At 44.9% G+C, this 13,923-nt stretch carries 11 protein-coding genes; 3 read left to right on the plus strand and 8 right to left on the minus strand.

Features of this window, described 5'->3' with window-relative positions; all coding sequences use genetic code 11:
- Positions 1–70 precede the first annotated feature (70 nt).
- From GWR56_RS01240 to GWR56_RS01260, 5 genes are all read right to left on the minus strand, one after another.
- Complete coding sequence (locus GWR56_RS01240) at positions 71–607, minus strand: RNA polymerase sigma factor (protein ID WP_162429382.1); 537 nt, start codon at positions 605–607, stop codon at positions 71–73.
- A 272-nt stretch (positions 608–879) separates the two neighbouring features.
- Positions 880–1,899, minus strand: coding sequence for a UDP-N-acetylmuramate dehydrogenase (gene murB, locus GWR56_RS01245; RefSeq protein ID WP_162429383.1), 1,020 nt, complete (start codon positions 1,897–1,899; stop codon positions 880–882).
- A gap of 141 nt (positions 1,900–2,040) precedes the next feature.
- On the minus strand, positions 2,041–2,478 hold the full coding sequence (locus GWR56_RS01250; protein WP_162429384.1) for a sterol desaturase family protein: 438 nt from the start codon (positions 2,476–2,478) through the stop codon (positions 2,041–2,043).
- Positions 2,479–2,546: 68 nt separating this feature from the next.
- The gene (gene lpdA, locus GWR56_RS01255) at positions 2,547–3,950 is read right to left on the minus strand and encodes a dihydrolipoyl dehydrogenase (RefSeq protein ID WP_162429385.1); all 1,404 of its coding nucleotides are present in this window, start codon (positions 3,948–3,950) and stop codon (positions 2,547–2,549) included.
- Positions 3,951–4,156: 206 nt separating this feature from the next.
- Positions 4,157–4,531, minus strand: a complete 375-nt coding sequence (locus GWR56_RS01260) for a GxxExxY protein (RefSeq protein WP_162429386.1) — start codon at positions 4,529–4,531, stop codon at positions 4,157–4,159.
- 168 nt (positions 4,532–4,699) lie between these two features.
- On the opposite strand from GWR56_RS01260, the gene GWR56_RS01265 reads away from it, so the two are divergent.
- The 3 genes from GWR56_RS01265 (at position 4,700) to GWR56_RS01275 (ending at position 9,184) form a co-directional block, all read left to right on the plus strand.
- Positions 4,700–6,565 (plus strand): CocE/NonD family hydrolase, encoded by a 1,866-nt coding sequence (locus tag GWR56_RS01265; RefSeq protein WP_162429387.1) that lies wholly within the window; start codon positions 4,700–4,702, stop codon positions 6,563–6,565.
- A gap of 104 nt (positions 6,566–6,669) precedes the next feature.
- Positions 6,670–8,319, plus strand: a complete 1,650-nt coding sequence (locus tag GWR56_RS01270) for a M1 family metallopeptidase (protein WP_162429388.1) — start codon at positions 6,670–6,672, stop codon at positions 8,317–8,319.
- A gap of 169 nt (positions 8,320–8,488) precedes the next feature.
- A complete protein-coding gene (locus GWR56_RS01275; RefSeq protein ID WP_162429389.1) occupies positions 8,489–9,184 on the plus strand; it encodes a head GIN domain-containing protein in 696 nt (231 codons plus the stop codon).
- A gap of 97 nt (positions 9,185–9,281) precedes the next feature.
- Here the strand turns inward: GWR56_RS01275 and trxA are convergent, their stop codons facing one another.
- The 3 genes from trxA to dnaE form a co-directional block, all read right to left on the minus strand.
- A complete protein-coding gene (gene trxA / locus GWR56_RS01280) occupies positions 9,282–9,602 on the minus strand; it encodes a thioredoxin (RefSeq protein ID WP_129876852.1) in 321 nt (106 codons plus the stop codon).
- Positions 9,603–9,766: 164 nt separating this feature from the next.
- The gene (locus tag GWR56_RS01285; protein ID WP_202925360.1) at positions 9,767–10,171 is read right to left on the minus strand and encodes an EthD family reductase; all 405 of its coding nucleotides are present in this window, start codon (positions 10,169–10,171) and stop codon (positions 9,767–9,769) included.
- Between the two features lie 58 nt (positions 10,172–10,229).
- Positions 10,230–13,820 carry a DNA polymerase III subunit alpha gene (gene dnaE / locus GWR56_RS01290; protein ID WP_162429390.1) on the minus strand — a complete coding sequence of 1,197 codons (3,591 nt, stop codon included), beginning with the start codon at positions 13,818–13,820 and terminating at the stop codon, positions 10,230–10,232.
- Positions 13,821–13,923: the final 103 nt, after the last annotated feature.

Genomic DNA, 13,923 nt, shown 5'->3' on the forward strand with positions numbered 1-13,923 from the left:
CGCAATGACGCACGGTGAAACAAAAAAACCCGCCCGAAGGCAGGTTTTCTATATATATGTTGAGTTTATTTTAGTTTTCGGCATATACCGGTTTTGCAATACCATTGTCGTAAGCTTTCAAATTCTTTTTAAGCAATTTGCGGGCTACGTGGATGCGGGTTTTAACAGTACCAATAGGTATGGTTAAATGGTCGGCTATCTCATGGTATTTGTGGCCCTCAAAGTACATGGTGAATGGCACGTAGTAATCTGATGGCAACCTGTCTAAAGCGCGTTTTATATCGTCCATAACAAACTTAGCTTCGCCCTGGTTTTTGGTAGAGCTGAATACCAGGTTCGGAGATGATATCTCATCGCTTTTGGTAACAAAAGTGCTCATTTTAACAAAACGGCGATAGTTATTGATGAAGGTGTTTTTCATGATGGTATATAACCATCCTTTTAAATTGGTGCCTTCTTTAAACTTGTTGTAGTAAGTTATAGCTTTCAACATTGTATCCTGAACAAGGTCGTTAGCATCATCTGCGTCGTGGGTAAAGTGTAAGGCGTATGACCTTAGCGAAGTCGCCTGACGTAATACAAGGGTGTTAAACTCAATCTTTGTCATTCTGTTAATGTTTTGTATTGAGTAGTAGGCAAACATGATACCACTTATAGAAAGTCATTCGGAATAAGATAAGCCTTGAGCCAGATGCGAAACACCGGTAGGAAAATGACAATGGTTTATTTTATATAGTTAAATGCTTGTTATTAAGATTTTTACAGCTAAAATAAACCAAACGTAGTTGTTATGTAAACTATTTTAAATTTCTAAAACAATTGTTTACTTAACTGACTGTAGATGAGTAACGTGCAAAATTATATTCTTAATTAAGTTAATTAACTTATAATATTCACCTCGCGTTGTAGGGTAACGCCAAATTTAGTGTACACACTGTCTATGATTTGCGACGAAAGACTGTACACTTCTTCGCCCGTTGCCCCGCCGTGGTTAACTAAAACCAGGGCCTGGTTCTTCCAGGTGCCGGTGTTTCCAACGGTTTTTCCCTTCCAGCCGCATTGTTCTATCAGCCATCCGGCGGCCAGTTTGTGCAACCCCTCGCCTGCGGGATAATTAACTACGTCAGGAAATTGCCCCTGCAGCAGGCGGAACTGCACATCGCCGATAACCGGGTTTTTAAAAAAACTACCTGCATTGCCAATAGTTGAAGGGTCGGGTAATTTAGATACCCGGATATGCGACACTACTTTCGATACATCCTCGATAGTAGGGTTACTGATGCCACGGTTGGCCAGTTCCTGCTCTATAGCACCATATTTTAAATTGATGTTAGGTTTAAGCGACAGGTGGAACTTTACCGATACAATAATATACTGCCCTGCCAGTTCTGATTTGAACACACTTTCGCGGTAGCCGAATTTACAATCCTCTTTAGTAAACGTGCGGAAAGTGCCTGTAGCTATTTCAAACGCGCGGCAGCTTGCAAAAACATCCTTCAGTTCTACCCCGTAAGCGCCAATATTTTGTATGGGCGACGCCCCTACCGAACCCGGTATCAAACTCAGATTTTCCATACCGGCATAGTTGCGGTCAACACAAAAGTTCACCAGGTCGTTCCAAACCTCACCGGCGCCAACCTCCACAAAAACATCATCGTGACTGATGCGGTGCTCTATCCCGCGAATATTCATGCGGATAACCAGCCCTTCAAAATCCTTTACCAGCAGCATATTGCTGCCGCCGCCAACAACCAGCCGGTTCATGTGCGCCCATTGCGGGTCGGCAAAAAGCTCGATCAACTCGTCCTCATGGCTTATTTCGGCAAAGTAGCGGGCATTGGCATCAATACCAAACGTGTTGAATTTTTTTAGCGATACGTTTTCCTGTATTTGCAGCATGGGACGATGAATTGGAATGGTGGCGAATTTCGGAATTTTAATTGAAATCGTCATTGCAAGGTACGAAGCTATCTTCAAAAGAAAAGCTGGCCACAAGCATGTAGAAGATTGCCGCGCTACGCTCGCAATGACGTGCCGGAATTATCTAAACCACTTCTTCCCTACTACCAACAACCCAAATTCTTCCGAAGGAAGCTTCTCAGTTGATTTATGGTGTATTTTATGCGCCCGGCGGATGGCGGATAAGTAACGGTTATTGCTTTTGAAGGCCTTAAATCGGTTATGAATAAACCAATCGTGGAAGATGAAGTAAATGCAGCCGTAGGTACTGATGCCGGCACCTATCCAAAAGCGGTAATTTAAATCGATATGCCCTACCCACATCAGCCATAAGGCAAGCGCCGCGAAGCCAATACTGAACAAATCATTGAGCTCGAACCAGCCGTGGCGCTGCTGATGGTGTGTTTTATGGATAAACCAAAGCGGCCCGTGAAACAGATACTTATGCATCGCCCAGGAGAGCAACTCCATGGTAGCGATGGTAAGGATAATGATACCGATGTTGCTAAGGACTTGCATTTAGTTGGCAGTTAAAAGTTTGCAGTTGGCAGGGCAGCTTGCAAACTACACCGCCAACTGCAAACTTCTTAAATATGTATAGCCCTATTCTCCGTAGCCGCTAAGCAGGCTTCACGCATGGCTTCGGTGTAGGTTGGGTGGGCGTGGCTGGCACGGGTTACATCCTCGGCACTGGCGCGGAACTCCATAGCGATAACCGCCTCGGCGATCATATCGGCAGCGCGCGGACCAATCATGTGCACACCTAAAATTTCGTCGGTAGCGGCATCAGCCAAAACTTTTACAAACCCATCCAGGTCGCCGCTGGCACGGGCACGGCCACTCGCCTTGAACGGGAACGACCCTACTTTATATTTTGTACCTGCTTCTTTCAGTTGCTCCTCGGTATAACCAACGGCGGCAACTTCAGGCCAGGTATAAACAACACCAGGTATCAGGTTATAGTTAATGTGTGGCTTCTGTCCGGCAATCAGCTCGGCAACAAAGGTGCCTTCATCTTCGGCCTTGTGGGCAAGCATAGCGCCTTTAATTACGTCGCCAATGGCGTAAACACCTTTAACGCTGGTTTCAAGGTGCTCGTCAACCGTAATTTTACGGCCACGCTCTTCAACGGTGATGCCTATTTTGTCAAGGCCAAGCCCATCAGTATAAGCAACACGGCCTACAGCAACCATACAGTAGTCGCCTTTAAGCTCTTGTTTTTCGCCTTTGGGGTTATCAAATGTAACGGTAACTTCTTTGCCTTTGGCAGTAGCGCCTGTAACTTTATGACCCAGGTAAAACTCCATGCCCAGTTTTTTCAACACTTTTTGCAGCTCCCGGCCAAGCGCTTTATCCATCGTGGGGATAATGCTGTCCATATATTCAATTACCGATACCTTGGCGCCCAAACGCGCGTAAACCGACCCCAGTTCCAAACCAATAACACCACCGCCTATCAGTATCAGGTGCTTTGGTATCTCGGTAAGGGTTAAAGCCTCGGTTGAAGTGATAATACGTTTTTTATCGATCTTCAGGAAAGGCAGGCTTGACGGTTTTGAACCAGTGGCAATGATCACCTTTTCGGTGGTTAGCTCAGTGGTTTTACCGTCAGCAGCTGTAACAATAATGGTATTTTTATCTTTAAACGACCCTACACCTACGTGTACGTCAATCTTGTTCTTCTTCATCAGGTAGGTGATACCGCTGGTATTGGCATCAACAACTTCCTGTTTGCGTTTAATCATCTGGCCAAAATCAACACCCAGGTTATCCAGTTTTATACCATGCGCAGCGAAGGCATGGGCAGCGTTATGGTAATGTTCGGATGAATCTAACAGCGCCTTCGAGGGGATACAACCCACGTTAAGGCAGGTACCGCCAAGGGTGTTGTATTTTTCTATAATGGCGGTTTTCATACCCAATTGGGCGCAGCGGATAGCCGCCACATAACCACCCGGACCAGAACCTATAACGATAACATCATATTGCATAGCAGTGTATTTTGGTGGTCAAAGTTAAGGAATGTTTGCAGGCTTATAAATAGGTAATTTATTAAATGTGGTGGGGTTGACAAAGGGGATTTAGAAATGAATTGATTATAATATGTATTGTTTGATCTTTTCCAACTAACCATGGTGTTACCTGCGCAATTGTCTGAACCTTGATTTGCTTGATTATATGATTGCTTGATTTTCCCTTAGGCCATTTTGTTACTGTGGACGCGTTTGAATTGCAAACTTTTTGATCCAAAATTTATTAGCAAGCCTATTTCTATATTATAAGCTTCAAGATAATTCATCGCCTGTGCTAAATGGACTTCTTCTAATTGGATAATTGCTTTTAGTTCAACCATAATGGCGTCTTCAATAAAAAAATCAACCCTGCGCGCCTCAAGATCAATACCATCGTAATAGATAACCATGTCGAGTTCCCTCGCGTATGCCAAGTCGGCTTTTGATAGCTCGATTGCCAGCGCACGCTGATAAATTACTTCTTGAAAGCCATTACCCAAAACACCATGTACTTTCATTGCACAACCAATAATTTTCTGCGTCAAGTCCGCATGTTTCATTAAGCAATGTACCAATTTTACTCACTTAGTCAAGTGAAGAAATCCTATTAATCCTTAAATCAAGCAAATCATGGTTCAGAAAATCGTCGCCTTTGTAACACTCTTATCACGCTTAGCATTTTTGCAATATACTTAGTAAATTACGCCATCACTCAAATACTGACCATCATGAAAAAACTCTCCGCATTATTAATTGTAATGGCTGTGGCTTGCAGTTCGTTATTTGCACAAAGCAACTACGTTAAAGAGCATTACACCAAAAGGGATGTATACATCACCATGCGCGATGGGGTAAAGCTTTTTACCTCTATCTACACGCCAAACGATGCATCAAAAAATAAAAAATATCCCATTATGATGCAGCGCACCTGCTACAGCATTGCGCCTTATGGCGAAACCAAATACCCCGGCCAGTTGGGCCCCTCGAAATATATGATGCAGGAAGGATACATTTTTGTGTACCAGGATGTGCGCGGCCGCTACAAAAGCGAAGGCACCTGGACCAATATGACGCCGGCTATCGACAATAAAAAAAGCAAAAAGGATGTAGACGAAGGCTCTGACACTTACGATACCATCGACTGGCTGATAAAAAACGTGACCGGTAATAATGGTAAAGTTGGCCAATGGGGCATTAGCTATCCGGGCTTTTACACGGCTGCCGGCATCCTTAGCAATCATCCCGCATTAAAGGCTTCATCACCTCAGGCGCCCATTTCCGATTTCTTTTTTGACGATTTTCATCACAACGGTGCTTTCATAGAAAGCTACTTTTTTACATTCCCGGTTTTTGGGGTGCAAAAAACAGACACTACCAGCAAGGCGTGGTACCAAAACACCATGTTTAACCCCGGCACCCGCGACGGCTACCAGTTTTTGCTTGACCTTGGTCCGCTTAGCAATGCCGACAAATATTATAAAGACAACTTTTTTTGGCAGGAAACCATTAATCACCCCAACTACGACGAATTTTGGCAAAAACGCGGACTGCTGAAACACTACAATAAAGTAAAGCCGGCTGTAATGCTGGTAGGCGGCTGGTTTGATGCCGAAGATCTTACAGGCCCGCTGGCTATTTACAAAACCATCGAAAAGAAAGACCCTAACGCGTATAATACCATTGTGATGGGCCCGTTTGGGCATGGTAGGTGGTCGCGCGAGACAGGGCACACCATGCACAGCAACATTTACTTTGGCGATAGCATAGCAACCTTTTATCAAAAAAATATCGAGCAGAAATTCTTTAACCACTTCCTGAAAGGTAATGGCGATAAAAACTCGGGCTTACCAGAGGCTTACATGTACAACACCGGTAAAAAGGAATGGCAAACATTTGATAAATGGCCTGCTGCAGAGGCTACACACATGAAGTTTTATTTAAGCAACGATGGTAAACTGGCTTCGACCCAGCCATCTGCACCGGGCAGCACAAGTTTTGTAAGCGACCCGATGAAACCGGTACCTTACACCGAGGACAATACCACCACTATGGGCTTTACGCCTCATAACTACATGAGCGAGGATCAGCGTTTTGCAGGCCGCCGTACGGATGTGCTGGTTTACCAGACCGATGTTTTAGCTGACGACGTTACCCTGGGCGGCGAGATCATGGCAAACCTTAAAGTAGCTACCACAGGTACCGATGCCGACTGGATAGTAAAACTCATTGACGTTTACCCGCCGGACGAAAAGAACAACCCTTACATGCCGAACAAAAACATCATCCTGAGCAATTACCAGCAAATGGTTCGTTCAGAGATCATGCCGGCACGTTTCCGCGATGGCTTTGAAAAGCCGGTGCCGATGGTCGCCAACCAAAAAACAGATGTGAACTTCCGCCTGCAGGATGTGTTGCATACCTTTAAAAAAGGCCACCGTATAATGATACAAGTACAAAGTACATCGTTCCCGCTGTATGCGCGTAACCCGCAAAAGTTTGTAGAGAACCCTTACAAGGCCAGCGAAAGCGATTACCAAAAAGCTACGCATACCGTGTTTAACGATAGTTTTATTGATGTGGAGGTTTTGAAGTAATAGATCGCGATCATGAAAATCCCCGCCTGTAATTGCGAGGGGCGGGAAGGAAAGGGCGTTGGACCTACGCTGCAATTACTTATTTAGAAATTGAAAAATAAAAAATGAAATTACGCATATTCGCTCTCCTGGTTCTAAGCGGTTTTACTGCTCACGCCCAGCTTGGCGCGCAAAAAGAAACCTTTATCCGTGCCGATACTTTGCGGGGAATGCTTACGCCGCTGCGCACCTGTTACGATATTAACTATTATCACCTTGATGTGAAGTTTGATATCGATAACAAATTCATCAGCGGCAATGTGCTTTTTAAATACACCGCTACACAGGATTTTACCAAACTGCAGTTCGACCTGTTTGCCAATATGAAGGTGGAAAAGGTAGTTTACAAAGGTAAGGAAGTACCTTATACCCGCGAGTTTAACGCGGTGTTTGTAACCTTCCCGCAAACCATCAAAAGTGGCAGCAAGGAGGAGTTTACCGTGTATTATTCAGGCAACCCAACCATTGCCAAACGCGCGCCATGGGATGGCGGTATCGAGTACAATGTAGATTCGCTTGGGCATAAATGGGTTTCAACCGCTTGCCAGGGGATGGGTGCCAGTGTGTGGTGGCCCACAAAAGATCACCAGGCCGACGAGGTGGACAGCGCCCTCATTAGCATCAGCGTACCAAATGGGTTGAAAGATGTAAGTAACGGCCGCCTGCGTAAGGTTACCAAGTTAAAGGATGGCTACACCCGCTTCGATTGGTTTGTGGCAAACCCTATCAACAACTATAACATAGAAGCCAACATTGGCGATTACGTGCATTACAGCGATACCTACATGGGCGAAAAGGGCAAGCTAACACTTGATTTTTGGCCGCTAAGCTACAACCTGGAGAAAGCAAAAAAACAGTGGGGGGCCAACACCAAACCCATGTTAAAAGCCTTTGAGCATTGGTTTGGGCCATACCCGTTTTACGAAGACGGCTATAAGCTGATAGAAACACACCATTTGGGTATGGAACACCAAAGCGGAACCGCCTATGGCAACCATTACCAAAATGGCTACCTGGGCCGCGATCTATCGGGTACCGGCTGGGGCTTAAAGTGGGATTTTATAGTAGTGCATGAGAGCGGCCACGAATGGTTTGCCAACAACATCACCTCAAAAGACCTTGCCGATATGTGGATACATGAAGGATTCACCAATTACAGCGAATCGTTATTTATTGAAGATAATTGGGGCAAGCAGGCCGGTCAGGAGTACGTACACGGCACCCGAATGAATATCCAGAACGACCGCCCGATTATCGGTCCGTATAATGTTAACAAAGAAGGCTCGGGCGATATGTATTACAAGGGCGGCAACCTGCTCAATATGATCCGCACCATTATTAACGATGATGAAAAATGGCGCGGTATACTGCGTGGGTTAAATAAAACATTCTATCACCAAACCGTTACCCACGAGCAGATCGTAGGCTACATTAACGAACAAAGCGGCAAGAATTTAACGCCTGTATTCGATCAATATTTAAGGCACGCCAATATCCCAACGCTTGATTTTATGACCATTAACGGCAAACTGATGTGTAAGTGGATAGCTGATGTGCGCGAGTTTAATATGCCGGTAAGGGTACGTATTAAAGGAGGACAATATAAGTTTATCACCCCAAAAACACGCTATACACCGGTTAATATTGAGGGCGCTACCAAAGACAACATTGAGGTTGACACCTTTAATTATTATATAGGCGTATTGGTGAATTAAAGGAGTAATTACCAGGAACGAAGCAATTCCTTACACACTTGTCGCCCACTTTTCTATCGAAGATTGCCACGCTACGCTCACAACGACGGTTTGAATTTATTTTGAAAAACGTGCAACTAACGTGTTACAAGGTGCGTCTAATAGTAAAACAATACTAAAACCAAACCCCATGAGAACACTAAAGACATTAATTATTGCAGGCTTAATGGTAGCAGCCACAAGCATTGCCAAAGCTGATACGCAAGATCGCCACTTAACCGGATTTAACGCCGTGAGCGTTGCAGGTTCGTACGATGTATACATTACCCAAGGCTCAACCGAGTCGGTTAAAGTAGACGCACCGGCGGATATTATCGACCGCATCATCACCGAAGTAAAAGGCGGTGTATTAATGATCCACACTAAAGAAGGTACTAACTGGAACTGGACAGGCAATAAAAAAATGATCGTTTACGTCGCCATTAAGGATGTAAATGCCGTAAGCCTTGCAGGTTCAGGCGATGTATTCTTTAAAGAGGGCTTAAGAGCGCCATCGTTAAAAATAAAGCTAACCGGCTCTGGTGATATAAGCGGTAAAGTTGATGTAAAAGAACTGGAAAGCAGCATTGGCGGCTCAGGCGATATAACTTTATCAGGCCGTGCTGATAACTCAACAGTTAGCGTAGTAGGCTCGGGCGATTTTACCGGGTCGAACTTAGTGACAACCAATACCAGAGTTAAGGTTGCAGGTTCAGGCGATGCAAGGGTAAATGCTAACGATAAGATAGATGCCTCTGTTGTAGGTTCGGGCGATGTACATTACACCGGCTCTGCCAAGAACATTTCCAGCTCCAAAGCAGGCAGCGGCAGCGTTAGCAGGATGTAATTCTTTTAATAAAAATAAATAGACGAAGATAAGGGACGAATGTCCACAAAAAAAGCCTCCCGGATAATCCGGGAGGCTTCTCATTTATATGATGATGTTATGCTAATTGCTTAGCTAACTTATCTGCAAGTACTGATTTTGGTACAGCGCCAATTTGTTTGTCAACAATTTCGCCCCCTTTAAAATATAATAAAGCAGGGATGTTACGGATACCATATTTCATCGATATGCCGGGGTTGTTATCTACGTTTACTTTACCTACAACAGCTTTGCCTTCGTAGTCTTTAGCAAGTTCTTCAACTACCGGGCCTACCATTCTACATGGGCCACACCATTCTGCCCAAAAGTCAATCAGTACCGGTTTATCTGATTTTAATACAAGTTCGTCAAAGTTTGCATCAGTTATTTCTAAAGCCATGATTTCTATTTTTTAAATTTTGTCGTACAAATATATAGTATTCAAATAGCTTGCCACAACTGGGTGCATGACAATGTGACAATTATATTATCAACACCTGCCGTAATTACAAACCCTTTATAGTTGCAATTAATTGGATGGTTACTTTTGGTGTGGATAACGTGTTATTCAACCACCTCGCTTATCTGTATCACCGGTGTAATATTGGTGTAGTTAGGGATATCGGCTCTTATCTCCGCGGCATGATTTTTCATTCCCCCCTGAAATGCAGCAATATTGTCAAAGTACAGGTAACCAATTGCAGCGTATGGTGCTGCCGCCCCTGGTGCGCCGCCTGCAATACCTTTATCTATCGCCGTCGCTTTCATGGCATCGCCAAACAACCGTCTCAGCATCGGGAAGTGTTTGGTGGTATAATAGTTCATGTCGAACGTTTTGCCTTCGCCGTTTGGATATACGATAGTTACTTTTATCATTCCCTTTTTAACTGCCTGGGCACTTGCTGTGTTAGCCTGGCAAGCAAAAACAAATGCAAGTGCCGCAATTAGTAAACAGATCTTCGTTTTCATGTAATTTTGAGGTTAATGGTTTAAATTGTTATCAGCAAATTACAGAAAAATTTCGGCACTACATCAAAACAGCCGGCGCGTTTGTTAAAGTAAAAATATCCGCCATCAGGTCGTCGCTGGGGCTAACCTTGTGCGATTTGGAGAGCAGGTCTACATACATGGCCTCCTCGCCGTCGCGGATCTTAAATTTAAGCTGGCAGCTTTTTGCGGGGTACTTTTCGTTATTGGTATTGATAACCTGTAGCAGGTCATCAAGCAGTTGATCGTTCAGTGCTTTTACGTCGAGGCATACCGTCAGCGATTTGGTTAGTTTATCGCGCATTTCAGATAACAGACTCATGGTAGTTACCCTCAGGTCCCAGTTATCCTTCTGCCTAAACTTCTCTTCGATGTTACCTTTGATATGCAAGAAATATCCGTCAACCATCAGGTTACGGAATTTTACATAGTCTTCGCCAAAAAAGGCGAATTCGTAACTCTCGTTATAATCCTCCAAAACAAAGGTGCCAAAAGGCTTACCCATTTTTGTGGTTTTGTGCTGCACATTAGCTACCAGGCCGCCTATGCAAATTTCCCCGCGCTTGCGCAGGTTGGCCAGGTTTTCCATCACCTCTTCGCCGCCTTCGCCCGAGCGGGCTTTTTGGATATTCTTTAGCTCGGTAATGGTGGTATTGCAATATTTGTCAAGCTCCAGTTTGTAATTATCAAGCGGGTGCCCGGTCAAGTAAATCCCTATAACTTCCTTTTCGTATTTAAGCTTTTCAATCAGCGGCCACTCTTCGGCCTCGGGCATGGCTGGTTCAGGGATATACGAAGCCACCGATCCTCCAAATAACGACGACTGCGAACTGCTTTGCGTGTTCTGGTAATCGTTACCATATTTTATCAGCCGCTCAACCCCGCTTAAAATACCGTTCTCTGTTTTGGCGAAGAATTGCGCGCGGTTAAGTCCAAATTCATCAAAAGCACCGCCATAAACCAAATTCTCGTAAGCTTTGCGATTAACCGAGCGGGTGTTTGATCGCTGGGCAAAATCGTAAATAGATTTGTAAGGCCCGCGTTCACGGCGCTCTTCAATAATACTTTCAACAGCTTTTTCGCCTACCCCTTTTACACCTGTAAGCCCGAAACGTATCACCCCTTTTTTATTAGCGGTGAAGGCCATATCGCTTTCATTGATATCCGGCCCCAGAACCTGTACGCCCATGCGGCGGCATTCTTCCATAAAGAAGGTGATCTTCTCCATGTTGTTTTGATTGTTCAATACGGCGGCCATGTATTCGGCAGGGTAATGCGCTTTAAGGTAAGCCGTTTGGTAGGCCACAAAGGCATAACAGGTAGAGTGCGACTTATTGAACGCGTACTGCGCAAACGCCTTCCAGTCGGTCCATATTTTGGTCAGCTTATCTTTGGGATGGCCTTTAGCCATAGCCCCTTCCATAAACTGGGCTTCCATTTTGTTAAGCACCTCAATTTGCTTTTTACCCATCGCTTTACGCAAAACGTCGGCATCGCCCTTACTAAAGCCAGCCAGCTTTTGCGACAAAAGCATCACCTGCTCCTGGTATACGGTAATACCATAGGTTTCGCCCAGGTATTCTTCCATATCTGCAAGGTCAAACACAATAGGTTCCAGCCCGTGCTTACGCTTAATAAAGTTGGGTATATATTCTATCGGGCCCGGTCGGTACAGGGCGTTCATGGCTATTAAATCCTCAAACTTATCAGGTTTCAGGTCGCGCAGGTACATCTGCATACCGTCGCTTTCAAACTGAAAGGTACCGTTAGTATCGCCGCGCTGATAAAGGGCGTAAGTTTCCTCATCATCCAGCGGGATATAGTCTATATCGATATCGACATTATGGTTTTGTTTGATCAACCTTAACGCATCCTTTATAATAGTGAGCGTTTTCAGGCCCAAAAAGTCCATTTTAATTACGCCGGCATCCTCTATCACACGTCCGTCGTACTGGGTAACCAGCAAATCGGAGTCCTTTGCCGTTGCCACCGGCACAATCTCTGTAAGGTCATAAGGGGCAATAATAATACCTGCAGCGTGTACGCCTGTATTACGTACCGATCCTTCCAGCTTTTCAGCCTCACGCAGCACTATGCCTTTAAGGTCAGTTGATTTGTAAATGGTTTGTAGCTCGGGCACCTGCTCGATAGCCGTTTTTAAGTTGATACCTAAAGTTTCCGGCACCAGCTTTTTAAGCGCGTTCACATCAGACAGCGGCATATCCAGCACGCGCCCCACATCCTGTATACTGGTACGCGCCGCCATTGAGCCGTAGGTAATGATCTGCGCTACCTGATTTTTGCCGTATTTATCAACCACGTAATCTATCACCTTTTGGCGGCCGGCATCGTCAAAGTCCGTATCGATATCGGGCATGCTCTTGCGGTCGGGGTTAAGAAAACGCTCGAACAGCAGGTTGTACTTCAACGGATCGATGTTGGTAATACCCGTGCAATAAGCCACTACCGAACCCGCCGCCGAGCCACGGCCCGGACCGATAAATACGCCCATATCGCGCCCAGCCTTTATAAAGTCGGCTACAATAAGGAAGTATCCGGCAAACCCCATGGTACGGATGGTGAACAGCTCAAAATTGATGCGCTCTTCGGCCTCGGGGCTTATATCCTTATAACGCTCTTTGGCACCCATAAAGGTAAGGTGCTTCAGGTATTCCCACTGGTTAAGGGTGTCCGCATCGGGCGTCATATCACTGTGGATCTTAAACTCGGGCGGGATAACGTAGTTTGGTAACAGGATATCGCGCTTTAACTTTAGCACGTCAACCTTATCTACAATTTCCTGCGTATTATCTAACGACTCGGGAATATCATGGAACAACTTGCCCATCTCATCCTGCGTTTTAAAGTAAAACTGGTCATTAGTGAAGCCGAAACGATAACCTTTGCCGCCTTCTTCGTCGGTAGCTATTGGGGTGCTTTGCAAGTCGCCGGTGTTAACACACAGCAAAATGTCGTGCGCGTTACTATCCTGCTGATCTACATAATGCGAATCGTTTGAGCAGATAACCTTTACATTATACTTTTTGGCAAATTTCATCAGCACGGCGTTCACCGTGTTTTGTTCGGGGATATCATGGCGCTGCATTTCAATATAAAAATCCTCGCCAAAAAGGTCAAGCCACCATTTAAATTCAATTTCGGCAGCCGCTTCACCATCACGTAAAATGGCCTGCGGCACCGACGCCCCCAGGCAGCAGGTGGTAGCTATAATACCTTTATGATACTTTAATATCAGTTCTTTATCAATACGCGGCCACTTGCTGTAAAGGCCTTCCATATACCCTAACGAGCATAACTTTATCAGATTTTTATAGCCTTCGGCGTTTTTGGCCAGCATTAACTGGTGGTAACGCTTATCCTTTTTTTCTTTGGTAAACTGTTTTATGTGTCGGTCTTCAACCACATAAAATTCGCAGCCAACAATGGGTTTAACATTGTGTTTACCCGCTTCGGCCACAAATTTGAATGCGCCAAACATGTTACCATGATCGGTAATAGCCAGGGCCTTCATGCCATCGGCAGCAGCTTTTTTGTATAACTTTGATATATCGGCGGCACCGTCAAGTAACGAGAATTGGGTATGTACGTGTAAGTGCGAAAAATCGGGCATAACAACAAATATCTGTGGAATACAAATCTATCAAAAAACAAAAGAGCGGTAAAGAAGTATCCTTAATAGATTTCCACAAACGCTGTATTCCAAGCCTATATTT

It is taken from the genome of Mucilaginibacter sp. 14171R-50 (assembly GCF_010093045.1).
GTDB lineage: Bacteria > Bacteroidota > Bacteroidia > Sphingobacteriales > Sphingobacteriaceae > Mucilaginibacter.

Bases quoted from the DNA above. Each gene is read 5' to 3' on its own strand.
- GWR56_RS01240 (WP_162429382.1), bottom strand. From the start codon at position 607: ATGACAAAGATTGAGTTTAACACCCTTGTATTACGTCAGGCGACTTCG.
- murB (WP_162429383.1), bottom strand. From the start codon at position 1,899: ATGCTGCAAATACAGGAAAACGTATCGCTAAAAAAATTCAACACGTTT.
- GWR56_RS01250 (WP_162429384.1), bottom strand. From the start codon at position 2,478: ATGCAAGTCCTTAGCAACATCGGTATCATTATCCTTACCATCGCTACC.
- lpdA (WP_162429385.1), bottom strand. From the start codon at position 3,950: ATGCAATATGATGTTATCGTTATAGGTTCTGGTCCGGGTGGTTATGTG.
- GWR56_RS01260 (WP_162429386.1), bottom strand. From the start codon at position 4,531: ATGAAACATGCGGACTTGACGCAGAAAATTATTGGTTGTGCAATGAAA.
- GWR56_RS01265 (WP_162429387.1), top strand. From the start codon at position 4,700: ATGAAAAAACTCTCCGCATTATTAATTGTAATGGCTGTGGCTTGCAGT.
- GWR56_RS01270 (WP_162429388.1), top strand. From the start codon at position 6,670: ATGAAATTACGCATATTCGCTCTCCTGGTTCTAAGCGGTTTTACTGCT.
- GWR56_RS01275 (WP_162429389.1), top strand. From the start codon at position 8,489: ATGAGAACACTAAAGACATTAATTATTGCAGGCTTAATGGTAGCAGCC.
- trxA (WP_129876852.1), bottom strand. From the start codon at position 9,602: ATGGCTTTAGAAATAACTGATGCAAACTTTGACGAACTTGTATTAAAA.
- GWR56_RS01285 (WP_202925360.1), bottom strand. From the start codon at position 10,171: ATGAAAACGAAGATCTGTTTACTAATTGCGGCACTTGCATTTGTTTTT.
- dnaE (WP_162429390.1), bottom strand. From the start codon at position 13,820: ATGCCCGATTTTTCGCACTTACACGTACATACCCAATTCTCGTTACTT.